The organism is Prevotella sp. P5-64 (genome assembly GCF_002251285.1).
In the GTDB taxonomy this organism is placed as follows: Bacteria; Bacteroidota; Bacteroidia; order Bacteroidales; family Bacteroidaceae; genus Prevotella.
In genome coordinates, this window is the sequence record NZ_NPJK01000020.1 from 21,535 (window position 1) to 46,408 (window position 24,874).

At 55.0% G+C, this 24,874-nt stretch carries 18 protein-coding genes; 2 read left to right on the forward strand and 16 right to left on the reverse strand.

Annotation, left to right across the window (positions count from 1 at the left end; translation table 11 throughout):
• Positions 1 to 33: 33 nt before the first annotated feature.
• From CIK87_RS03785 to gltX, 15 genes are all read right to left on the reverse strand, one after another.
• A complete protein-coding gene (locus CIK87_RS03785) occupies positions 34 to 975 on the reverse strand; it encodes an ORF6N domain-containing protein (RefSeq protein ID WP_094385680.1) in 942 nt (313 codons plus the stop codon).
• Positions 976 to 1,404: 429 nt separating this feature from the next.
• Positions 1,405 to 2,439, reverse strand: coding sequence for a gliding motility protein GldN (gene gldN / locus CIK87_RS03790; RefSeq protein WP_094385605.1), 1,035 nt, complete (start codon positions 2,437 to 2,439; stop codon positions 1,405 to 1,407).
• A gap of 15 nt (positions 2,440 to 2,454) precedes the next feature.
• Positions 2,455 to 3,999: a gliding motility protein GldM gene (gldM, locus tag CIK87_RS03795; protein WP_094385608.1), complete on the reverse strand. Its 1,545-nt coding sequence runs from the start codon at positions 3,997 to 3,999 to the stop codon at positions 2,455 to 2,457.
• 18 nt (positions 4,000 to 4,017) lie between these two features.
• Positions 4,018 to 4,866 carry a gliding motility protein GldL gene (gldL, locus tag CIK87_RS03800; RefSeq protein WP_094385610.1) on the reverse strand — a complete coding sequence of 283 codons (849 nt, stop codon included), beginning with the start codon at positions 4,864 to 4,866 and terminating at the stop codon, positions 4,018 to 4,020.
• 12 nt (positions 4,867 to 4,878) lie between these two features.
• Positions 4,879 to 6,330 (reverse strand): SUMF1/EgtB/PvdO family nonheme iron enzyme, encoded by a 1,452-nt coding sequence (locus tag CIK87_RS03805; RefSeq protein ID WP_094385612.1) that lies wholly within the window; start codon positions 6,328 to 6,330, stop codon positions 4,879 to 4,881.
• 7 nt (positions 6,331 to 6,337) lie between these two features.
• Positions 6,338 to 7,276 (reverse strand): type IX secretion system membrane protein PorP/SprF, encoded by a 939-nt coding sequence (locus tag CIK87_RS03810; RefSeq protein ID WP_094385615.1) that lies wholly within the window; start codon positions 7,274 to 7,276, stop codon positions 6,338 to 6,340.
• 37 nt (positions 7,277 to 7,313) lie between these two features.
• Positions 7,314 to 8,606: a S9 family peptidase gene (locus tag CIK87_RS03815; RefSeq protein ID WP_254046505.1), complete on the reverse strand. Its 1,293-nt coding sequence runs from the start codon at positions 8,604 to 8,606 to the stop codon at positions 7,314 to 7,316.
• A gap of 399 nt (positions 8,607 to 9,005) precedes the next feature.
• Positions 9,006 to 12,293 (reverse strand): glycoside hydrolase family 2 TIM barrel-domain containing protein, encoded by a 3,288-nt coding sequence (locus CIK87_RS03825; protein ID WP_158216194.1) that lies wholly within the window; start codon positions 12,291 to 12,293, stop codon positions 9,006 to 9,008.
• Between the two features lie 93 nt (positions 12,294 to 12,386).
• Entirely contained in the window at positions 12,387 to 13,703 is a 1,317-nt protein-coding gene (locus tag CIK87_RS03830; protein WP_094385621.1) for an ATP-binding protein, read from the reverse strand.
• Positions 13,704 to 13,922: 219 nt separating this feature from the next.
• Positions 13,923 to 14,144, reverse strand: a complete 222-nt coding sequence (locus CIK87_RS03835; RefSeq protein ID WP_022310382.1) for a DUF2795 domain-containing protein — start codon at positions 14,142 to 14,144, stop codon at positions 13,923 to 13,925.
• A 137-nt stretch (positions 14,145 to 14,281) separates the two neighbouring features.
• Positions 14,282 to 14,881 (reverse strand): hypothetical protein, encoded by a 600-nt coding sequence (locus CIK87_RS03840; protein WP_144008098.1) that lies wholly within the window; start codon positions 14,879 to 14,881, stop codon positions 14,282 to 14,284.
• Positions 14,882 to 14,994: 113 nt separating this feature from the next.
• On the reverse strand, positions 14,995 to 15,204 hold the full coding sequence (locus CIK87_RS13910) for a hypothetical protein (protein ID WP_158216195.1): 210 nt from the start codon (positions 15,202 to 15,204) through the stop codon (positions 14,995 to 14,997).
• An 83-nt stretch (positions 15,205 to 15,287) separates the two neighbouring features.
• Positions 15,288 to 15,482, reverse strand: coding sequence for a hypothetical protein (locus CIK87_RS03850; RefSeq protein ID WP_094385627.1), 195 nt, complete (start codon positions 15,480 to 15,482; stop codon positions 15,288 to 15,290).
• Positions 15,483 to 15,578: 96 nt separating this feature from the next.
• Positions 15,579 to 16,811, reverse strand: a complete 1,233-nt coding sequence (locus CIK87_RS03855) for a 3-deoxy-D-manno-octulosonic acid transferase (RefSeq protein WP_094385629.1) — start codon at positions 16,809 to 16,811, stop codon at positions 15,579 to 15,581.
• A 57-nt stretch (positions 16,812 to 16,868) separates the two neighbouring features.
• Entirely contained in the window at positions 16,869 to 18,386 is a 1,518-nt protein-coding gene (gene gltX / locus CIK87_RS03860; protein ID WP_094385631.1) for a glutamate--tRNA ligase, read from the reverse strand.
• A gap of 108 nt (positions 18,387 to 18,494) precedes the next feature.
• Between gltX and CIK87_RS03865 the strand changes: the two genes are divergently transcribed.
• On the forward strand, positions 18,495 to 20,540 hold the full coding sequence (locus CIK87_RS03865) for an HD family phosphohydrolase (protein WP_094385633.1): 2,046 nt from the start codon (positions 18,495 to 18,497) through the stop codon (positions 20,538 to 20,540).
• A gap of 203 nt (positions 20,541 to 20,743) precedes the next feature.
• A complete protein-coding gene (locus CIK87_RS03870; protein WP_094385635.1) occupies positions 20,744 to 22,252 on the forward strand; it encodes an OmpP1/FadL family transporter in 1,509 nt (502 codons plus the stop codon).
• A gap of 58 nt (positions 22,253 to 22,310) precedes the next feature.
• Here CIK87_RS03870 and priA read toward each other — a convergent pair whose 3' ends face one another.
• Complete coding sequence (gene priA / locus CIK87_RS03875; RefSeq protein ID WP_094385637.1) at positions 22,311 to 24,578, reverse strand: primosomal protein N'; 2,268 nt, start codon at positions 24,576 to 24,578, stop codon at positions 22,311 to 22,313.
• Positions 24,579 to 24,874: the final 296 nt, after the last annotated feature.

The following is a 24,874-nucleotide window of genomic DNA, read 5'->3' on the forward strand; positions in this document are numbered from 1 at the left end:
TATCATAGATTTGGCTTTACACATAGCAGAGTCTTACTCTCTATTGATTTTTTCTACCAATTCATCTGGTGTAAGTATCTCCATTTTAGAGAAACCAAACCACTTTTTGCCCAAGTCCTTGATAGAGGCTCCTATATGATATACATCATCGTCTATACAAAGGAAGCGGTCGTGCGATAAACGGAACACTTCAACATCAATCGGTACATATTGAGCATTATGACGGTCTATGTCAAGCTGGAACTGACGACTAATCTGCTGGGTATAGATGACCGCAGATACACCTTCATCTCTTTTATCGAGCAATGTAAGTACAGTCTCGTCAACATAGTTGTCGACAAGGACTATACGCTTCTTCGCACTCTTAATCAAGTCGGACACGAATGTATAGGCATCATAAATCTGTCCGTTGTAGAACACTCCTTGCTTCGGCTTCGCATTGCCCTCATCCAATCGGCGAAATACCTCGTCTATGCGTTTGTCCGCTTCTTGCTGATGTTGCTGCATTTCCAATTGATGGTACTCAATCGTTTCCAAGCGACTGAACACAGAAGCGTTGGTTGTCATGAAATGGCGCATGGAGACAAAGGCCCGCATGATTTGGATATTGACCTCAATGGCTGTTTTGGAACGGAGAACACTGCTAAGCATCGCCACGCCCTGCTCTGTAAAGGCAAAAGGTAATTTCTTTATATTCTGTCCTCGTCCAGCGTTCAAAGTCACAATTTGTGATTTTGAACATTCCTCCATTGACAACTGAAACCTAAAATCAGAAGGGAACCTCTGAATATTACGTTTGACTGCTTGGTTCAAAGTTCTTGTCTCCACACCATATAGCATTGCTATATCTTTGTCAAGCATAACCTGTTGTCCTCTAATCACCTTTATTAGAGACTCTATATTATCCACGACAACCATCTGGTCACAATTTGTGACCAGTTCGCCGTCCTCTATCTTTTCTTTTATATCTGTCATATCTTCAAAATCACAATTTGTGATCTCAAACGTAGTGCTTAATAGTGCAAGCATAGCTTTTACCCCTTAAACGACTATCACAAAACCTTTACTTTGAAAAGAACGTAAAGTCAAGTCTATTGCGGTAATTGCCCGTGTAGTAATCGCTTCGCTCGCTGCACTGTATGTACAACCCTGTTTCGCCACATCACGAAAGGAATATCCCTTGCGGCGCGAACCTATCACTTCCCTATCTTCGGCAGTCATCTGTTCTGCCGTTTTATGCGCCTGGGGCTTACAACTTATTATATATACCGTTTCCGTAGTGACTGCAATCGGGATGATATTTAATCACGTTCCAATTGCGCACAAATAGATGGCGTGGCTATCATTATCGGAGCAGAGAGGGACGAATGTCCTTCTTCGTCCAATAACAAGTGCTGGCTACAATCAGTGACGCTGACGACGCACGGTGACACGCGCTGCCGAGGATGACGAACGCGAAGAGGTGGAGCGGGTCTTGGACTTTACGGTCTTGTTGCGCACGGAAGTCGAAGACGATGCGCGGCGGCCCTTCTTGACGGGCTTGACATCCTTGTTGGCCTTGGCGATGCTGTCGAGCGAGTCTTTGCGGGCCTTGTCGCCCCAGAGGTTCTGCTCGAAGTCCACGATCTCCTTCTCTATACGCTTCTGCTCCTTGGAGAGGGCTGAGTCGGTGGGACAGTACTGAGCCAGAGTCTTGCCGAGCATATTGTTGGTCTTGTAAATCTTGCCGCGGTACATGTTTTTGGCAAAGTAATCGTCCATGCTCATCACGGCGGCGTTGTTGAGATTGCTCGTCATCACGGTCTGCTTGACCAGGAAGGGTGCCAGGTCGTCGTACTTGACCCAGAAGAGGGGATAGGACGTGGCATTGTCGCCGAAATCGTCTTCACGCTTCATGATGGGGCACAGCGCCAACACCTGGGTGTGGAAGGAGGCTGTGGTCTGGTCGTAGTAGACGCACTCCTTGAGATAGTAAGCAGTGACCTCGCGCGAGGGGATATCGCTGTTGTCGATATAGATGCCCCGGTTGGTCTTCTCGTAAAAGATATGGTAATTGTCGAGGAATGCCTTGAGCTTGACCTGGGCAGCCTCGTTGAAGACCTCGTTTCCGTCAAGCCGATACTCGTAGGCCTTGATGTTGCCGGTCATCATGAGCTTGAAGATGTAGGTGAAGAGGTTGACCTGGTTGCCCATAGGCTCTACAGGGTAGTAGAGGCTGGCGTTGGCGTCATCGTGGAGGTCGAGCTCGCGATAGATATCGCGGCGCCACACGACATCTTCTGCCATGCGAGTCTGCACAGGGAAGGAAATCTGGGCTCGGGTAGAGATGGCGCCGCTGGTGGTGGCAGCAGCCTTCTGCTCGGCTTTGCGTTTGGCGGGCTGGGCGGTCGCATGGACAGCCATCATTCCGACGAGAAGGATAAATAATATTTTCTTCATTGTTGCATTGTTTTCTTATTTGACGATGACCTCCATGGGGTAAGACAGCGTGCGCGTGATGCCATCGGGGCCCACGGCCTTGACGCCTCGGATGTAGAAGCGGCGGTTGCGGGAGAGGCGGCGGAAGGTTTCGCGCTGACGCTCGGAGAACTGGGCTCCGTTGGAGGCTACTGGCACGGCGTTGCCCATATTGTCGAAGAAGACGGTCTCGAAACTTACCACGCGGAAGGGGATGTCGAGCAGTCCGTCGTCGATGGCGGCATGGATGCGGTCGATGCCCATCAGCGCAGACTTGGACAGGCCGCCACCCTTGTAGCGGTCGGTGCCGATGACGAGGTAGGCCATCGGGTCGGGGAGCTTGCGCACGTGGAAGGTGAACTTGCCCATCTGGCGGATGGCATTGCCCTTGCGCGCACTGACGGTGATGGTCACGTCGCTGCCCACGGCTGAGGGTTTGGCGATATATCGGCCCATGCCCACGGAATGGAAGGCACCGCCAGTCATGGATGCCTGGACCTCGTTGAGGGCTACGCCGGGGATGCTGATACTGATGGGGTTTTCATAGCCGGCATAGAGCACGTTCATAAGGTCGGCAGAGACAGTGGCACTGGGCGCCACCACGTTGTATTTCTGTGTAAAGTCGCGGCGGATAAGGTCGCCGTTGCCATTGCGCATGGTGATGTATCCGGCGAAGGAGTGCTCGCCCACGCCACTGGCTGTGAAGCGGTAGTTGTTGCCAGTAATGCGGCGGCCGCCCACATATATCTCGGGTGTCATGGTGGTATCTACCGCCGCCATCACGATGCGGGCATTGAAGGCGTCGCCGCTGATGACGGTCTTGGACTCGGGGATGACAAAAGCCTCAAGCCTGTTGACGCGGATATCCTTGAGGTCGATGTTGGAAACGAGCGTATGGAGCACCTCGCCCTCGGCGTAGCGCACGTCGCTCTGCAACTTGGAGAGCATGGTGACGGCTGCCGCCACAGGCATATTCTCAAACATATACTGCTGCCAGTTCTTGCCCATAGCGTGGGCGCCACGGGGGAGCTGGGTAGTAAGGTTGCTGCTGATAATCTTGCGCTGGCGCTCGTCGGTCACCATCGTAAGGATGCGCTCCCGGTAATGGTTGATGGCAGCAAACAGGGCACCGCCCTTACCGGTGATGGGCGCAAGCATCACATGGCTTGCAGCCTCGAGATTGTCCTTGTTCTTGATGTTAGCCAGGTCGGCGTCCTTGCCGTCGGCCTCGGTCACAATCTGCTCCTTGAGCTGCTGGGAGAAAGCATAGAGAGAGTCGCTCATCTGCTTGACCGCCATGGCTTTGGCAAACCACTGGCTCACCTTCTCCGGGTTGGTCTTCATCTGCTGCTCAAAGCGCGCATAGAGGGCACTGTTTTCCTCGGCCGAATTGGCGGTGGTGCGGTTGATGCTCTCCTCGACGATAGAGAAACCGTTGAGCACCTCGGTGGAGATATTGAGTGCCAGCATGGCCATGAGGATGACATACATCAGATTGATCATCTTCTGGCGCGGGGTTATCTGTTTCTTCTTGATTGCCATCAGTGGTGTATCGTTAGATTACTGACCGGGGTTGCGGGTCTGCATATTTAGGGTCATGGCCTCTATCATGCGGCTGTAAATCTGGTTGAGCTGCTCTATCTGCTGGGCCATCTTCTTGCTTTGCTCATTAATCTGGTCGATGGTGCTAATCTGCTGGCTGGCGCTCTTGAGCTGCATCTCATAGACTCGGCTGATGCCAGTGAGGGTGCGGTTGAGGTTCTCCATCTCCAGGCTGTCGGTGGCAAGGCGGGAACTCTGCTCATTGACCTTGCCCAGGGTCTCAACGAGGCGCTTGAGCTCGGCTACATAGTCGCTCTGGGCCTGAACCATCTCTTCGTTTTCGGCGGTGCCGGTGACTACCGGTGTCACCACGCTCTGCCCTACTACGCCTGCAGCCGAGCCGCCCACTATCTGTACGCTGCCCGAGGGTTGCAGACCGTCAGCAGCTGCGGCGGGTTGGCAGGCAGCGCCACCGGGTTGACCCACAGCCACGCCTCCGCCCGCATGAATCACTCCCGAGCCACCGATAATCACGGCCTGGGGAGCCTGCATCGTCACGTGGTCGGTCGCCTCGGCGCCATCCTCATCCTCCTCGGCGTCTTCGACATGGGTGGGAAGGTCGCGGCCATCGGCGGTCTTGTCAAAGGGCCGGTCGAAAGCAGAGATGAAGAACACGAACACCTCGGTACCCATACCCAAGAACAGCCAGAAGTTGGCTCCAGGAAGGTGGGTGAGCTTACAGAGGGTACCAAAGATAACGATAGACGCTCCCCAGCTATAGGCATAGTTGAGGAAGGTCTGTCCGGGAACGCTATCCATCCACTTCTGCAGACGGTAGACGATATTGTATTTGCTATATTCAGCCATAATGAATGTGTGTTATTTCTTGTTCTTTTTCTGTTTGGTGCTGGTCGAGTTGGCGAGGCTTCTCACGCATCGGAAACCGATATAGGAGCGTGGCTGGTTTTGATATTCCCATGTACGCCACGCCGAACGGACAAAGGATTCGGGGTCTTTCCACGAACCGCCACGCACACTCTTCTTCTTAAGACGGTAAGGGTCTTCCTTGGCAGCCTTGTACTCGAGCTGGGGGTTAAGGTCGTTCATGGCCTCAACACCTGCTTCGGTATAGATGGTACTGGTCCACTCGGCTACATTACCAGCCATGTCGTAGAGGCCATTGCTGTTGGCGGTATAGATACCCACACGGCTGGTGATGAGGTTGCCATCCTTGGTATAGTTGCCACGGTCGGGCTTGAAGTTGGCATAGAAGCAGCCATCGCCGTTCTTGACATCCTTGTTCTCCCAGGGGAATTCGTTGCCGGCCTTGCCGCGTGCGGCATACTCCCACTCGGCTTCGGTGGGCAGGCGGTAACGCTGGATGAAGCGGGCTTCACCGCCCAGGCCCTTGAGCAGATAGTCGGTGCGCCAGGCACAGAAGGCGTTGGCCTGCTCCCAGGTGACGCCCACTACGGGATAATCGTTGTAGGCGGGATTGCTGAAGTAGTTGCGGAGATACATCTCGTTGTCAGAGTTCTGGAAGTCGTTGACCCAGACGGTGGTGTCGGGATAGACGTTGACGATGTAGGTGTTGAGGAAATCCCAAGGACCGCTGAGTGGGCGGTTGATGGTCTCGCGCACGATATTGCCGTTGTCATCGATATACGCCGTGTCCTTGGAAATCATCACCACCTCGTCGGGATTGACGGTGACATCGGTGTTCAGGTTGCGCTCGTTGGGCATGAGGCGGTTACGGCGCAGGGCGGCAGTGGTATAGTCGTAAATCTCATACTTATAGTTGAGCTGGCGGTAGTCGAGCAGCTTCTCGCCGGTCACGGGGTTGGTGACATACATGCTCTCGATGGCGCGCTGCTCGTCCTCATTGGGCTTGCGGGGCAGAGGCTTGCGCCAGTTGATATGGGGAGTGACAGGCTCGCCATACTTGTCCTCGGTAATCATGTAGGTCTCGTCGCCGGCATAGGCGGGGTCGGCAAGACGCGTACGGAGGATAGAGTCCTTGACATACTGCACAAACTGCTTGTACTTGGAGTTGGTAACCTCGGTTTCGTCCATCCAGAACCCGTCGACAGAGATGTCCTTGACGGGAGTCTTCATACCCCAGAGCGAGTCCTGACGGTCGAGGCCCATGTGCAGCGAGCCACGCTCTACCTTGGTCATACCGTAAGGCGTGGGCTCAGCAAAGGAGCGACCACCAACGCCAACCACCTCGCCGCCGCGACCGCCCGAGATGGCACTCTTGCTACCGAAACAGCCTGTCAGCGCCACAGAGAACGCCACAAGGCCGAGGGTTATAATGCTTTTATTCTTCATCTTTATATTATAATATTCTCACGCTTTTATGCAGGTTTCTACCTTTCTTGGTCAGGTTGATATCGTGCTGGTATCCCACAAAGAGACCATGACTGCCGTTGCCTGGGATGGAGGCCGAGGTATACAGCTCGTAACTATAGCCCAGCACGACGCCATGGAAACTGCCGCCGACGAGGACGGTCACCGAGTTGGACGGACTGTAGGTCACGCCGCCATAGAGCATGCGCTTGTCGTGGGTATAGACCACGCGCGATGTGATGTCGGCCCTGAACGCCGAGCCATCCGAGCGCAGCAACACCGTGGGCTTTATTGTAATAAACGGATTTCTTAGTTTAATATTGTATCCACCGGTCAAATAATATGTACGGTCGATGTCGAGCAGGTAACTGTCGCCCAGCGTAACTTGGGGTGCGGTGGCGTGGGCTACCGACGCGCCGGCATACCAGTCGCCGTGGACGTAGTAGAGACCGACGCCCACATCGAGACCCGAGCCGCTCACATCGGTCGTGGGGATGGCGGGGTCGTTGCCTTCCTCGGTATCGGTCTGCGAGCCATTGAACTTCTCACTCAGCATACCCACCTGGACGCCGATGCCGAGCATACCTCCCAGCAGCTTGGTTTTGAGTGCATACTGCACGGCAAAACGCTGGTGGTCAAAGAGACCCAGTTTGTCGCTCGTCATTTGCACGCCCACACCATGGTAATGCTTGAGCATGAACAGGGGCATATCGGCAGCGACAATCATGGTACGCGGGTTGTGCTCGAAACCGGCAAAGTCGAGGGCGTAACTGCCTGTGACATTCAGCTTGGACTCTTTGCCCACGGCGGCGGGGTTGAAGACCGGCTCCTGGGCAAAGTAGTGGCTGAGCGACATATCATATTGCGCAGAGGCGGCCAGCGCCCCGGCGACAGAGATGACGAGGGTAAATAAATATCTTTTCAACACACTTACATAACGGATAAGCGTAGCTTTTATTGCCTTTCTACAGGTTTTTTATCCACGACGTTATGGTTTCCATCACCGTCGGGGCGATGGTCTCCTCTATCTGCTGATACTCCACGACCAGTCCTGTGTGGCAAGTCTGGAAGAGATGGTTCAGTCCGTCGAAGGTTTTGAGGGTATGGCGACTGTTGACGAGCCCTTTCTCCAGCGCTCCGAGATTGGCGACACAGTCCACCTGGGTGTCACGGTTTCCGTTGAGTGCCAGCACGGGACAGGCAATCTTGCCCAGCACACCTCTCACATCGACATTGAGCAGATGGCGGATATAGGGACTGTCGCCCTGCTTCAGGGCTTTGTCGAAGACGCTGCGGAAGAGCACGGGGACGCCCGTGGGCTTGATGTCAGCGGTCTTCTTGCCCTGAGCCAACTGGTCCAGAGCGCATCCGATGGCCATACAGTAGGCTTCGGTCATCTCGGGAGTCGTTCCGGCGGCGGCAAGCACCGAGCGGTTTTGCGCTATCATCGTCTCCTTGCCCGACACAGCCATGGCTGCCAGCGTCACGATGAAGTCTGTCTTGCCCTCGGCAGCCGCCATCAGGGCTATGGTGCCGCCCTCGCTGTGGCCGAGCATACCCACGCGGTCAAACTGCTTGCGCAGCAGGGCAAGGCCGCTGAGTGCGTCGGCGTAGAAGTCGGCGGTGGTAAATTCGTAGAACCTCACAGAGGCGTCGCCCCATCCTCGGTCGTCGTAGCGCAACGAGGCGATGCCCTGGCGTGCCAAGGCGTCGGCAAGAACGGCAAAGGGCTTGTGTCCGAATAGCTCTTCATCGCGGTTCTGCTGTCCGCTGCCACTCACCATCAGCACCACAGGAGTCTGGCGGCTACAGCCACGGGGCTTGGTGAGGGTGCCGCGCAGGGTGAAGCTGCCGTTGGTAAACGACACCTCCTCGGTGAGATAATCGAAGGGGGGCTTGGGCGTCTGCGGACGGTTAAGGGTGACCTCGCCCGGCGTGAGCGTGAGCGGGAAGGCTATGCCCTGCTGGGTGAAGGTGCCTACTATCTCCGTGCCCTTGTTCACGCCCTCAAAGCGGGCGCCAATCATGGCGATTTCCACCGTCACGCTGTCGCCTTTGACCACAGTCTGCGTAGGTATTCCCCTGACGTTCTGCGCCGGAGAGTCCATGGTGCATCCCTTGTCGGTGAAGTGAAACACAAGGGGCAGCTTGATGCCCTGCACGTCGAGCTCGCCCTTCCACGAGCCGCGCTGTGCCTGCGCCGTAGTCACCATGAGCAGCAGCGCCAGCACTAAGATAGTCCGTATAGCTTTCATCATATCAAGTGTTAGAGGTAAGACATTCATCATCCATCATCTTCATAAAATTCCAAGATACTTCTGCGGCAAACAGTTGCGACAGACATTGAGTTTATCCTACTCTATCTGAGCATGCAGTTTATCTTGCATCTCATTTACAGTATCTCCTTGATGCAAAGATATAGATTTGGGACGAAGCACACAACTTATAAGTTGCATTTTTCTCATCAATAGCTCTTTTTTCGTTATCTCCTGCTCATAAACGACGGTCATGGGATGCTTTTCAATGCCATAAACCCCAAAAATGGTCATTAGCCCGTTTGGGATTTATAAGTAAGAATGGTGGGCGGCAAAGGAAAAGGGTGGATATTACGACAAACGTGCGTAATATCCACCCTCCGGTATAGGGTTATTCCATCTTTATTTGGCCATTGGCGTAAAGCGCAAGGTAAACTCATGGATTCCCGTTGGCGCCATGTATTGTGGCAGACACGAGTCGCCTCCGCAACTATGGTTTCCGATGCCTCGCTGCCAGAAGTCGAAGTGGGCGAAAATCTGGGGGGAGCGCACCAGGTCGTAGGGGTGCTTGCCGCCATAGAACACATCGTAGTTGAACTGGGCGTCGTCGAAATGCGACAGCGAGAAGGCCACCATGCCCTCAGTGGTGATTTGCAACTGAGTGGCGTTGTTGTCGAGCGTGAGCTGGCGCAGGCCCTGGCGGTCGCCCATGGTTTGTGGCGCGCTCTGCTCTTCAAACATGCCATCCACGGTGGTGGTGTAGCGGCCGAGGAGCGAACCGCGCTGGCGGTCGATGTAGTTGCTCCACGGGCCCTTGGCATAATACTCTACGTTCTCGAAGCCGGGCGCAAACTGCATGGTGATGCCGATGCGTCGGGTTTCTGCCGACGAGTTATTGGTGGTGACCTTCATGTCCAAAGTTCCGTTGGGATAGATGGTGTAAACTATCTGGTGGGTGTCGGTACCATTGGTTACGGCCGTTTCCACCATCACGTTCTTACCCTGCTTCTTGGGCGCACTCACCATTGTCTTCTTGCCAGAGAGGACACCTTCCTCCTTGTTCTCGTTCTCGGCCACGCCACCTGGGGCGCCGAGGTTGATGTTATCGTTGGCTATGCGGCGGAAGCCGTTGAAGTCAGGTCCGGCGTTGGGCTGCACGAGCTGTGTGTTGCCATAAGTCCACTGGGCGATGGTTCCATCCTCTGCGAAAGCAATACTGAAATTGTTGCCGGTGACGGTGTTGCCCTTCACCTTGAGCTTACCCTTCTCCTGGATGGCGGGCAGCTGACCGTGGCTTTGCTGCACGAAGGTGGGGTCGGCAACCGATACACCAGCGGCGTTGTCGGCGGAGAGCTTAAACTGCTGCTGGGCCATGGCGTAGCCCTGCTTACCCCAAGAGGTGGCTTTCTTCAGTACGAGGTTGAAGGTAATGACATACTCGGCCTTGGCGTCCACTACGGTGGTGTAAGGAATGTTGATTTGGCAGGTGTTTCCGGGCTGCACCGATGGGACAGCCACCTGGTTTTTCTCCACCGAAACGCCATTGCGGAGCACCTCATAGCTGAGGTCGTAGTTGTCGGCCAGGTCGGTGAACGCGCGCTTGTTCTTCAGGGTGAGCACGTGGTTGGCGAACGACTCGAAGTCGACGTCTCTATAAACATACTTCACCTCGGTGAGCTTGGCGGTCCACTCACGGCCCGGGGTGATGATGCCGTTGCTCATGAAGTCGCCCTGGAAGCCTCTGTCGCCACGGTTCATCTTGGTGTAGTCGTAACCCGATGTGTAATAGTGGAGCCCGGTCTTGGCATCCTTCAGCGGAAGACCCTCGCGTATGCGGCGCGTGTCGTAGATGCCCTGGTCCACCCAGTCCCAGATGCAGCCGCCAATAATGCCAGTGCTTGTCTCGATGAGATTCCAGTATTCTTGCAGATTTCCCACAGCCTGACCCATGGCGTGAGCATACTCGCAGATGAAGTAGGGCTTGTTGTTGAGACCGTCCATATGCGTCTTCATCACCTCGATTTTAGGATACATGTCGGAGCCGAAGTCGGAGTATTTGGCGCCGTTCTTATAGCCCTCATAGTGCACCCATGCGTCGCGGCCGGGGAGCAGTTCCTTCACCTTGTCGTAGGTAGCCTGGAAGTTGTCGCCACCGCCCGACTCGTTACCGAGCGACCAGAACACCACGCTGGGATGGTTGCGGTCTCTCAGCACCATGCGCTCCGTGCGGTCTACATAGGCGTCGCGCCAGGTGGGGTTGTTGGAGAGCGAATGGTTGTTGTGGCACTCCACATCGGCCTCGTTCATGCAGTAGAGTCCGTAATAGTCGAACATGGCATACATCTTGGCCTGACGGGGATAGTGGCTGGTGCGGACAGTGTTTACATTGGCCTGCTTCATCAGCACCACATCGCGGAGCATGGTCTCCACATCGATGGCGTGGCCATAGAGCGGGTGGATATCCTGTGTGTTGACACCCTTGAAGAACACGCGCTTGCCGTTTACATACACCAGGTGGCCCTTGATGGCCACATCTCTGAAACCGTATTTGGTAGAGAACACCATCTCCTCCTTGCCACCTACCTTCTGGCGCACGATGACGGTATAGAGATTGGGCTGCTCGGCCGACCAGGCCTTCAGGCCGGTGAGGTTGTCGAGAGTGAGGCGAATGTGCTTCTGCGCGTCGTTGGCGGTCATAGCCACCTGCGTCTCCTGCTTGCCCACCAGCTTGCCTTGGGGGTCGAGGAGCTCTATTTCGAGCGTCTTCTCCGAGCGCTCCTTGGCGGCGTTGTCGAGGGTGAGGTCTACATTGAGGTTACCCGAAGCATAGTCGTCATTGAGGGCCGATGTGATGTAATGGTCGGCCACGAAGGTCTTGGGCGTGGCCACGAGATAGACATCGCGGTGGATGCCTCCGAGGTGCCACATGTCCTGACCCTCAAGGTAAGAACCGTCGCACCAGCGGTAGACGCGCACCGACACGTTATTGTCGCCCTTGCGCACAAGGTGGGTCACATCAAATTCGGCGTCGGTATTGGCGCCCTGCGAATAGCCAGCATACTTGCCGTTTACCCACACCACAATGGCGCTGCAGGCTCCGTCGAAGTGGAGAAAGACGCGCTTGTCCTGGTCCCAACCGTCAGGCAGGCAGAAATTGCGGCGATAGGAACCTACGGGGTTCTTGTCGAAATTGTCGTTGAACGCCGTGATGAAAGGGGGCTTGTTCTCGAAGGGATAGCCCACATTATTATATACGGGCACATCATATCCGGCCATCTCCCAGTTGAGGGGGACCTGGAGCTCTTTCCAAGAAGAAACATCGGCATTATCAGCCCAGAAATCGTCTTTCTCGGGCTTGCCCTGCTTCCAGTCGGCGGTGTAGCGGAACTTCCATTTGCCGTTGAGCAGCAGGTAGTTGGCACGCTTAGGCGTGAGCCATGGATACTTGTAGCAGTCGTCCTGCTGCATCGAGGCTGTAGAGGCATAGGGCACAAACGTGGCGTGGGCCTTCTCCTTGCGGTCCTCAAACTTGGTCTCGTCTTCTACCCATTTATCCATAAAGGGGCATACGTCGGCCTTCGTCTCCACCACCTTTTTCTTCTTGGCGGGACGGGGGTGAGCCAGAGCCGATGCGCTGAAAAGAAAGGTCAACGCTGCCGCAGCTCCCCAAATTAGATGTTTTTGTTTCATTGTCATGTTGTATGGTTAATAATTGTTTTGTCTATGCCTGTCTGCTACTTGCCCTATCCGAAAAGAGCGCGGCATACCATCGCTATAGGACATTTACTTGTCCAGCCATTTCATAGCCCATTCAGTCAGAGGCGAAGGGCACGCGAGCATACCACTGTTACGCTGCAAGTTGAGGAAAGAGAAACGTATGCGGTTCTTGGGGTGGTAACGTTCGTTGTACACAACGATACTTCTGCCACTGATGCAGTTCTCTGCCTTTACCTCTACAGGTATTATCTCGTCCTCCCGCTGCAACAGGAACTCTATTTCTGCTTTCCCCTCCGAAGACCAATAGTAAGGCACAGAGCCATAGGATGGCAACAGACTTTGCAACACCGCATTCTCTGCCATGGCGCCTTTGAATTCGGTGTAGTTGGCTGTCGGGTCAATGACTATGCTTCCCGGCAGGTCGGCCAAGCGCCTCAACAGGCCACAGTCACTGGCATATACCTTGAATATGTCTGGTTCTTCGTAGGCGCTCAATGGCATTCCAGGTTTCGAGACGGCGTTCACACGATATATCATGCCTGCATCTTCCAGCCAGAGCAAAGCATCCTCGTAGTCACGGCTCCTTGCGCCCTTTTTTACAACCTTATAGATGAACTTCCTGTTCTCCTTGGCAAGCTGGAACGGAAGTGAGTGCCAAAGGGCATGTATGCGAGGTATCTCGCGAGGGGCTGCATACTTGGCGAAGTCAAGCTCATACAAGTCCAATATGCCTTGCAGTATGTCGTCGACTGCCTGCATTCCCTGGTTTTCAAGCATGCTGACAGCGGCTTCAGGCATACCGCCAGAGACCATATATCTGCGATACTCCGACTTCAACTTGTCAAGAATAATAAGCGGTAGCTTCTCCGGTTCCTCTATCTGCTCAACATAATTGAAGATCTGGATGTCGCTGGCCCGCAGATACTCCTTGAACGTAATAGGATACATGCGCATAACCTGTACCTTACCAACAGGTACGGTCATCCTCCGCCTCTTAACAGCCACACCCAACAGCGAGCCAGCCGCTATGATGTGCCATTCGGGGGCTTCCTCACAAAAATACTTTAACGAGTTGAGCGCTTCCTCGCACTCCTGTATCTCATCAAATATGAGCAGCGTCTTGCCCGGCACAAGGGGAACTGGGCTATAAAGAGACAGCTCCTTTATGATGCGGGCGGGTTCCTTTGACACCGTGAAGGCTGACAATAACTCCTTCTGGCGGTCAAAGTCAAATTTCGCCGTGTAGTCAAAGCATTCCTTTCCAAACTCTTCCATGGCCCACGTCTTGCCAATCTGGCGGGCGCCTTTCAATAGGATTGGCTTGTGCTTTGCCGCATCTTTCCACTCCTTGAATTTGTTGACTATGTCTCTTTTTATCTTCATAATTACACTAACAACTTCCGATTTGTGTCATTTTTGACATTTTTCCGAACTTGTCGTGTGCAAATATACGATATAAAGAGGAAAGGAACAAGTTTTCGGAGGGTTATTTTGGCCCACTGGCGGGAAAAGACAGAAAAAAGCGGCATAGGAACCCTGTTGTGGAATTCCTATACCGCTTATATTCTACGCCTACGGCTGAGAAAGTCAGCCCGTCAGCGATTAGTATTCATCATCGTTCCAGAGGAAATCTTCCTTGGAGGGATAGTCGGGCCAAATGTCTTCAATGCTTTCATACACTTCACCTTCATCCTCTATTTCCTGCAAGTTCTCGAGCACCTCGAGAGGAGCACCTGAACGGGTGGCATAGTCTATAAGTTCGTCCTTGGTTGCGGGCCAAGGTGCATCTTCCAATTTTGAAGCTAATTCAAGAGTCCAATACATAGTCTTTAGTTTTGGTCGTTAATTTTATTGGATGCAAAAGTAGCACTTTATATTCAATTATACGACTGTTTATGACCATTTTTGCTGTTAAATAATCATTAATAATAAAAAAAAGCAAAAATATAGGGACGATTGGATTAAAAATTGATTGTGTAGCAACGCTTGTGCTTGCTCTGGTCCAGCATCACGATGCCGGTGTAGTATAAATCATAACAGACGGCGGCATGGCTGTTGCCGACGATGCATTGCCAAGTCTCGCGCGAGCGGGCGTCGCGGTGTATGCCGTCGACCAAGACCACGCTGGCGCCGTCTATGCGAGGCAACAGGCTGAGCAGAGCATCCACATGTTGCACACCGGTGCGTATCACCACGCGCTCGCCGTCGATGACAGCGGGCACCTCGTCGCCCTCAGCCACCGAGAGGATGCGGGCACGGCGCGCGCCGGCAGAGAAATACTCCTGGCGCTCAGCGCTCAAGCCGTCTATGAAGTCGAGGATATAGCGGGGCTGGACCTCGTTGGCCACGCGCAGACAGAGACGCAGCAGGCGCAGCGCCACACGGCTCTCCACGGGCACCCGCTTCTGCAGGTCGGCGTAGGCATAATAGGGGTAATGCTCGTTGATGACATAGCGCACAAAGCGGTAAGCCGACGGCGACTGGATGCCAAATCCCCTGCAATAGGCGATGCGGCTAAGCCATACTCCCACGGTCTGCAACCATTCTGTCACGTTGTTCATCTTACACCTTGTTATATTTATAGCCTCGTATATTATATTTATAGCCTCGTATGCTCGCATATATAGCCACGAAGGCCACTGCAAAGGTAAACTTTTTCTGCCAATTTATCCCCCTATCGCGTCACTTTTATCCTTTTTTCAAGCACCCTGACCCACGAGCGAGCCACCGTGACCATCTCCACAACTCTGCTGACCAACTCTGCGAAGCTGCTGACCAACTCTGCGAAGCTGCTGACCAACTCTGCGAAGCTGCTGACCGACTCTGCGAAGCTGCTGACCAACTCTGCGAAGCTGCTGACCAACTCTGCGAAGCTGCTGACCAACCTGGCTGGCTCGTATCGTAAGGCACGAGGCCACGTAACATATGATACGAAAGCTCGTGACTTACGATACGTAGGCTCGTGACTTACGATACGAGCCGCCCAAGGTCATCAGCCGCCCCATCATACGTGGCCAGCCGCCTCATTATCAGCAACAGCCCGGCCGTCGCTGCCCCCACAGCCATGCCCACGCTCCCCCAGCTCGCCGCCAAACAAAACTCCCCTGCCTCCACGATGACGGGAAACAGGGGAATATACTGATTTTCTATTACTATGGTCATGGTTGTCGGCCTATGGCACCCACCAGTTGAGCCAAGAAGGTCTGGTAGCGGGTCACAAGAGTCGGGCAGCGAGCCAAGCGGGGTGGAAAGCGCTGCTCAGAACTTCACCTTGCCGAGTATCTTGGTGGTGGCGCCAGTCATCTGGGCCACAAATGCGCCAGCCCTATCGCCGCAGCACTTGCGGTATTCGGCGTCGTCGGTAAAGCGGGTTATCAGTTCTTCAAAGTCTTCCGGGGTGTGTATCTCAAAGCCTCCCTCGGCACGCTTCAAGCCCTGCGCCTCACTGAAGCGCTGGTTGTTGGGACCGAAGATGACGGGCATATCCCACACGGCTGCCTCGAGCACATTGTGGATGCCCACGCCGAAGCCGCCACCGACATAGGCCACGTCGCCGTAGTGGTAGGCACTCGACAGCAGACCGAAACAGTCGATGATGAGACAGTCGGCCTCTGCGGCTTCCTGCTCGTTGGTCTGGGTGTAGCGCACGGTCTTCATCTGGAGCATGTCGGTAATCTGGCGCAGATGGTCCTCGCCTATCACGTGGGGCGCGATGATGAGTTTCCACTGTCTATGCTCGTTGAAATAGGGAATGAAAATCTCCTCGTCGGGCTGCCAGGAAGAGCCCGCCACAAAGACGGGCGCCTTGACATCGGCATCGCCACCCACAAAGGCGTCGATAATGGGCAGACGACGGGCTGCCTCCTTAATCTGGAGCACGCGGTCGAAGCGGGTGTCGCCCACCACGTCGACATCGGTGATACCGATAGAGGCAAGCAGGCGCTGCGACTCCTCGTTCTGCACGAAGAAGCGGGTGAAGCAAGTGAGCACACGGCTGTAGCGCCATCCGTACCACTTGAAGAAGATTTGCTCGGGACGGAAGATGCTCGACACGCTGTAGGTGGGTATGCCGCGGTGCTTGAGCACATGCAGGAAGTTGTACCAGAACTCGTACTTGATGAAGAATGCCATCACGGGGCGCACGATGCGCAGGAACTTGCGCGCATTGCCTATGGTGTCGATGGGCAGATAGCAGATGACGTCGGCACCCTTGTAGTCCTTGCGCACCTCATAGCCCGAGGGCGAGAAGAAGGTAAGCAGTATCTTGTACTCGGGGTGCTGGCGGCGCACCTCTTCCATCAGCGGGCGGCCCTGTTCGAACTCGCCCAACGACGCAGCATGAAACCAGATGTAGCGGTCGGCTGGGTTAATCTTCTCACGCAATATACGGAACGACTCCTGCTCTCCGCGCCACATCTTGCGCACCTTGTCTGAAAACAGGCTGGCTATGGCTACGCCCACCTGTATCAGGTAGATAATGACATTGTACATAATCTAACGAAAAAAGGGTGCCGCCCCCGTGGGCACGACACCTTATTATATATATAGTTATTTCAGAATCTCGACGGCACGGCGCAGACGGCGCAGAGTCTCCTCCTTACCCAGGAAGGCAGAGATGTCGAACATGCCGGGACCCTTGCCTATGCCCACGAGGGCCAGACGGAAGGCGTTCATGATGTCGCCCAGCTTGTAGCCCTTGTCCTCGACCCACTTCATGACCACAGGCTCCTGGCCCTCGATGCTGAAGTCGTCGATGCCCTCGAGCACCTCGGCCAGCTCGGTCATCTGCTGGGCTGAATATTCCTTCCAGCGCTTGCGCACTGTCTTCTCGTCGTACTCCGTGGGTGGCAGGAAGAAGAAAGAGCACAAATCCCAGAGCTCGCGTACAAAGCTGACGCGGTCTTTCATCAGGCTGACAACCGTGCGGATGCGCTCCATCGACTCATCCACGCCATTGTTGGCCACGATGGGTGCAAAGAGGTCGGCTATCTCTTCGTTGCTCTTGCGCAGAATGTACTCATGGTTGAACCAGATGCCCTTCTGGTAGTCGAACTTGGCGCCACTCTTCGAGCATTTGCTGATGTCGAAGACCTCAACCAGTTCTTCGAGGCTGAAGAGCTCCTGCTCGGTGCCTGGGTTCCAGCCCAGCAGCGCCAGGAAGTTGACCACTGCCTCGGGGAAATAGCCGCTCTCGCGGTATCCGCTTGACACTTCGCCGGTCTTGGGGTCATGCCATTCGAGCGGGAATACGGGGAAACCCAGACGGTCGCCATCGCGCTTGGACAGTTTGCCCTTGCCCTCGGGCTTGAGGAGCAATGGCAGGTGGGCAAAGCGGGGCATGGTGTCTTCCCAACCAAACGCGCGGTAGAGCAACACGTGCAGCGGTGCCGATGGCAACCACTCCTCGCCACGGATAACGTGGCTTATCTCCATCAGATGGTCGTCTACGATGTTGGCAAGATGGTAAGTGGGCAGCTCGTCAGCACTCTTATAGAGCACCTTGTCGTCGAGGATGTCGCTCTTGATGACCACATCGCCGCGTATCATGTCGTTGACATGCACCTCGATACCGGGGGTGATGAGGAAGCGCACCACATACTGCTCGCCGTCGGCTATCATCTGGCGCCACTCTGCCTCGGGGAGAGACAGCGAGTTGCGCATCTGCATGCGGGTGCGTGCATCATACTGGAAATTCTGTATCTCGGCGCGCTTGGCGTCAAGCTCCTCGGGCGTGTCGAAGGCATAATAAGCCTTGCCGTCGGCCAAGAGCTGGTCTACATACTTCTTGTAGATGTCGCGACGCTCACTCTGGCGGTAGGGACCATGGTCGCCACCGAAGCTGACGCCCTCGTCAAACTTGATGCCGAGCCACTTGAATGACTCTATAATGTATTCCTCTGCTCCTGGAACAAAACGATGGGAGTCTGTATCTTCGATACGGAACACGAAATCGCCACCATGCTGGCGGGCAAAGAGGTAATTGAAAAGGGCGGTACGTACACCACCGATGTGCAAAGGTCCTGTAGGACTCGGCGCAAAGCGCACTCTGACTCTTCTTTCGGTCATTATTATTATAGAAATTATTATTTTTTTGCAAAATTACGGTATTTTTCTGAGTATTGACCATTATTTTTCGTATTTTCGCAAAATAAAAGCATTACAGATACAATAAACATGAAAATAGGGTTTACCAACAACCGAATCAACAGAGCGCTCACGCGTCTGACACTTATCATTGCCAGCACGGCCATCATCGTGTGGTTTCTGCCCCACAACGAGAGCCAGCGCATAAGATACGATATCGGCAAGCCATGGATGTACGGCTCGTTCATCGCCAAGTTTGACTTCCCCATCTACAAGACCGACGAAGCCATCAAGCTGGAGCAGGACTCGCTGATGGAGTCCTTTCAGCCCTACTACCGCTACGACACTCAGGTGGAACAGCAGCAGATAGAGCACTTGCGCCAGGACCTCGCCGCCAATAGCCACCCTATTTCCCACGACCTGGAGGCGGCCGTCATAAAGCGCCTGCACCGCCTCTATGCCACAGGTATCATGGGCATGGCAGAATATCAGGATATGGCAAGAGACTCTGCCACGACCATACGCTTAGTCAACGAGAAAGAGGCTGTGCCTCTGGAGGTGGGGCAGGTCTACTCGACCATGAGTGCCTACGAACAGCTGCTCGCCGATGAGCGTCTGGCCGACCAGAAGTCGACCCTGCAGAAGCTCAACCTCAATGAGTACATCGAGCCCAACCTCATCTACGACAAAGACCGCAGCCAGGCCGAGCTCAACGACCTGCTCAGCGGCATCTCGCCAGCCAGCGGCATGGTGCTTACGGGTCAGAAGATTATAGACCGTGGCGAGATAGTCGACGACTACGACTACCGCGTGCTCTCTTCGTTTGAGCGGGAGATGCAGCGACGCAGCTCAGACTCTACCGAGATTACCTCGACCATCATGGGCCAGCTGCTGTTTGTGATCATCCTCATCTCGCTCTTCTCGACCTACCTGGCGCTCTTCCGCAAGGACTACTTTGCCAAGCCCCGCAACATACTGATGCTCTACGTGATGGTGACGCTCTTCCCCGTGCTGGTGTCGTTCATGATGACCCACAACGTGTTCAGCGTCTACATCCTGCCGCTGGTGATGGCGCCCATCTTCGTGCGCGTCTTCCTTGACTCGCGCACCGCCTTTGCCACCCACGTCACGATGGTCATCATCTGTGCCGCCGCCGTAAAATACCAGTACGAGTTCATCATCGTCCAGATAGTGGGCGGCATGGTGGCCATCTACTCGCTGCGCGAACTGTCGCGCCGTGCCCAGGTGTTCCGCACCGCTCTGCTGGTGACGCTGTCGAGTTGCGTGGTCTACTTCGCCCTGCAACTCATGCAGGACAGCGACTTCACCGACCTCGACCACAGCATGTACTCCTACTTCATCGTCAACGGCGTATTTCTGCTGCTTGCCTACCCGCTCATGTATCTCATCGAGAAGACCTTCGGATTCATCTCCGATGTGACGCTCATCGAATTGTCTGACACCAACAAGGGACTGCTGCGCGAACTGAGCGAGGTGGCTCCCGGCACCTTCCAGCACTCCATCACCGTGGCCAACCTGGCAGCCGAGATAGCCAACAAGATAGGCGCCAAGAGTCTGCTTGTGCGTACCGGAGCGCTCTATCATGACATCGGAAAGAAGGACGACCCCGTCTTCTTCACCGAGAACCAGTCGGGCGTGAACCCTCACAGCGAGATTTCCTGCCGCGAGAGCGCGCGCATCATCATCAGCCATGTCACCAAGGGCGTCAAAGAGGCCGAGCGCGCCAATCTGCCCGCCTTCATCAAGGACTTCATCCTCACCCACCACGGCAAGGGCATCACCAAGTACTTCTATATTAAATATAAGAATGAGCATCCCGACGAGGATGTCGACATCCAGGAATTTGCCTATCCCGGCCCCAATCCTTTCACCCGCGAACAGGCCATCCTCATGATGGCCGATACCGTCGAGGCGGCTTCTCGCTCGCTGCCCGAATATACCGAAGACAGCATCTGCGACCTCGTCAACCGCCTCATCGACCAGCAGGTGGCCGACGGCTTCTTCAAGGAGTGCCCCATCACCTTCCGCGACATCGCCCAGGCCAAACTGGTGCTCATCGAGCGCCTCAAGGCCATTTACCATACACGTATACAATATCCGGAACTGAAGAAATAGGAAACCGAGAACAACCTGGGTACCCTCGAGACCAATCTGGGCGCCCACAGAGTCCAACTTAAGGCCCAAAAACCGCACAAAAAGCCCGATTTGTGCGGTTTTTGGGCTTCTAAATGTTAACAAGAGATAAAATAACGATGAACGTAGTGGATATATAGAACAATATTAATACCTTTGCATCCAATATTTTTAGTTTTTTTAAGATGAATAAGACAAAACTGATTTGCACAGCGTTAGCAATCGTTATTTTTTCGACCACCGCACAGGCCGGTGGATTACTCACCAACACCAACCAGAACATTAATTTCCTCCGCAATCCCGCGCGCGATGCTGCCATTGCCATCGATGGCGTCTACAGCAACCCCGCCGGTGTAGTCTTCCTGGGCGAGGGCATGCACCTGTCTATAGGATTGCAGAATGTACACCAGACCCGTACTATCAAGACGGGCTTCCCACTCTTCCCCAACAACGTGAACATGAGTGGCAGCGTACACGAGTTTGAGGGCAAGGCCGACGCGCCCGTTCTCCCCACCCTGCAAGCTGCCTACAACAAGGGCAACTGGAGCTTCCAGTTCGGATTTGCCCTTACCGGCGGCGGTGGCAAATGTGAATTCCCCAACGGCCTCGGCTCTTTCGAGCAGGTAGTTGCCGGCGTTACAACTAAAGCCGGTAATATAAACGAACTTTACCAGAAACTCGGCCAGCTGGGCATCCCCGGCATGGCAGGTCACGGTATGGGCAGTAAGTATAGCTACGACTCATTTATGCGTGGCCGCCAGTATTATTATGGTTTCACCTTCGGTACCGCTTACCGCATCAACGACCACCTCTCTGTCTATGGCGGTCTGAAGATGCTCTACGGTTCGGCCAACTACTATGGTTATGTCAAGAACATCTCCATCGAGCATCTCGACAACGGCCAGTCATCTATGGTAGGTGCCGCCGCCCACTTCAGCGAGTTGGGAGACCAACTCAACCGATATGCCGGTGCTATGGAGCAGGCTGGCAACATGCAGGCAGCACAGGCTCTGGAAGCAGCAGCAGCCAAAGCCAACATGCTGAGCCAGTCTACCCAGGACATCGAGCTCAACTGCGACCAGACTGGATGGGGCGTGGCTCCCATCATCGGTATCGACTACAAGACAGGACGCCTGAACCTTGCTGCCAAGTATGAGTTCAAGACCCGTATGCGTCTGAAGAACAAGTCGGCCAACAGCCTCAGCGCCGAGGGCATCCCCATGCTCAGCAAATTCAAGGACGGTAACGAGGTGGCAGAAGACACTCCCGGCTTGCTCACCGTAGGCGCACAGTACTCGCTGCTGCCCTCGCTCCGCATTTCGGCCGGTTGGCACCACTACTTCGATGTCGACACCAAGCAGTACACCAAGGATATGCTGAGCGACACCAATGAGTATCTCGTCGGTGCCGAATACGACATCAACAAGTGCTGGCAGGTAAGCGCCGGAGCGCAGAAGACCCAGTACGGATTCAAGGATGCGGGTATGAATGACATCAGTTTCAATGTCAACTCCTACTCTATCGGCTTCGGAGTCGGTGTCCAGGTAAACGAGAAGGTAAAGATCAATGCCGCTTACTTCCAGACCATCTACAGCGACTACGACAAGAAAGAGGCCGTCGGTCAGGCCACCGTTACCAACTCGTTCACACGTACCAACCGTGTCTTCGGTCTCGGTGTAGACCTCACTCTCTAAGAGAGACCTTAATTATAAGTAAATATATCAATAATCTGTGTGTGATGTGGGCTTGCTGTCATAGCGGGTCCACATCATAGTATATCTGCAGGGTAGCATATTGCTTGTCCTGCATTATTTTTTGCTGCACCTGACGCAGGTATTGTCTCACCTGACGCCCGTCGAGACTGTTCTCGAGCTTGAGCACAATCTTGCGGATGCTCATCGTCTTGACGCGGGCTATCGACGGTTTGTCGGGGCCCAGCACCCGCTCGCCCAAGCCTTGCCTGAGCCATCCCGCCATGAGCAGGGCAGCACTCTCTGCCACATGCTCCTGCCTGTGCTTGATGTAAACGTATATCAGACGGGCAAACGGCGGATAGCGGAACAGTCGCCGCTCGTCCATCAGGTCGCCGAAGAAGCCCTTGAAGTCATGTCCCACTATCTGGTGTATCACCGGCAGCTCGGGAGCTTTGGTCTGGAGTATCACCAGACCGCGTTCGCCCTTGCGGCCAGCCCTTCCGCTCACCTGGCCCATCATCATGAAGGCGTGTTCGTAGGCTCGGAAGTCGGGATAGTTGAGCATCGAGTCGGCATCGAGTATGCCCACCACGCCCACATTGTCGAAGTCGAGTCCCTTGGTCACCATCTGCGTACCGATGAGCACATTGGTCTTGCCCTGAGAGAAGTCGGCGATAAGGCGCTCATAGGCGTTGCGCGTGCGGGTGGTGTCAAGGTCCATGCGAGCCACCCTGGCATCGGGAAACTCGGTGCGCACGGCGTCCTCTATCTTCTCTGTGCCATAGCCTTGCCCTCTCAGGTCGCGCCCACCACAGTTGGGGCACTCTGTGGGCACGGTATAGGTGTAGCCGCAGTAGTGGCAGGTGAGCCTGTTGGTCACCTTGTGGAGCGTGAGCGACACGTCGCAGTTCTCGCAGCGCGGCACCCATCCGCAGTCGTGACACTCTATCATCGGCGCAAAGCCGCGACGGTTGTGGAAGAGTATGGCCTGCTTGCCGCGGCTGAGCTGGTCGCGCACGGCAGCCAGCAGGTCGGGCGAGAAGAGACCGTTCATCATCTTGCGACGACGCAGGTCCTTGATATCGACCACCCGTATCTCGGGGAGCTGGATGTCCTGATAGCGGGTGGTGAGGGTTACCAGTCCATACTTGCCGCTCTGCGCGTTGTGATACGACTCTGCCGACGGCGTGGCGGTGCCCAGCACCACACGGGCTCCGGTGGCACGGGCGAGCATAATCGCCACCGACCGCGCATGGTATCGCGGCGACGGGTCCTGCTGCTTGAAGCTGGTCTCGTGTTCCTCGTCGATGATGACCATGCCCAGCCGGGTGAAGGGCAGGAAGACGGCACTGCGCGCGCCGAGGATTACATCGTAGGGATGGTCGGAGAGCTGCTTGCGCCATATCTCCACGCGCTCGGCGTCGCTGTACTTGGAGTGGTAGATGCCCAACCGCGAACCGAAGACGCGGCGCAGACGCTCCATCATCTGCACCGTGAGCGCTATCTCAGGCACCAGGTAGAGCACCTGCTTCTTCTCTTCCAGCGCGCGGGCTATCAGATGGATGTACACTTCGGTCTTGCCGCTCGAGGTCACTCCGTGCAGCAGCGTCACCTCGCGCTCCTTCATGCTCGCCACCACGGCGTCATAGGCATGGGCTTGCGCGGGGCTCAGTGTCTTGGGCTGGGCCAGGGGCTCACCCACTCCGTCGTTGAGCCTGCCCACTTCCACCTTATATATATATAATAGGTGGCGGTCTACGAGTGCCTTGATGATGGCTTCGGTAGCGTTGGACTCGTTGCGCAGCTCTTCGCGGGTAATCTCGCGCACCTCTACCTTCTCGCCATCGGCCCTCATGTCCCAGTGGCTCATCTGCAGATAGGTGGCAAACACCTGCTGCTGCTTGCGGGCCCTTGCGAGCGACTCCATAGCCACGTGCAGCGCGCGCTGGTCGTGCAACTGAGGGCTGAGGGCTATATAGTCCTCTGTCTTGGGTCTGAACCCGTCCTCGGCCTTCAGCCCCGACGGCATCGCGGCGGTATATACATCACCGATAGGCGCCAGATAGTAGTAGGATATCCACTGCCACAGCGAGAGCTGATGGGGCAGCAGCATGGGATGGTCGTCGAGCACGTCGACGATGTCCTTTACCTCAAAGTCGGGTTGGATGTCATGCGTGTTGAGCGCCACCGCCGTGTAGGTCTTGCTCCGTCCGAGCGGCACCAGTATACGTACGCCTGGCACTACCCTTGACTCCAGAGCAGCGGGCACGCTGTAAGTGAAAAGGCCGTCTAACGGCAGCGGAAGTATAGCCTCAACATATTTCATGCAGGCAAAGTTATATAAAAATACGAAGAAACCCACGCTTCCTCCCATTTCTTTTCGCGCGCACGCCACAAAACTTCCTCCCGCCCCATTTCCTCTTGCTGCGAATGACATCATCTACCGAGGCTGCCTATCCACCCTGCTGAGTGGTGGGCCTACGGTGGCGGCGCGGACTATGGCCATGCCGCCCAAGGGCCATATCGCAGCGGTATGTATGACCACCACCCGCCGCGAAATATGGGAAAATGTGAAAATCGAGCCTATTTCGGTGCGGATTATGTGAAAAATTGCGCCAAATC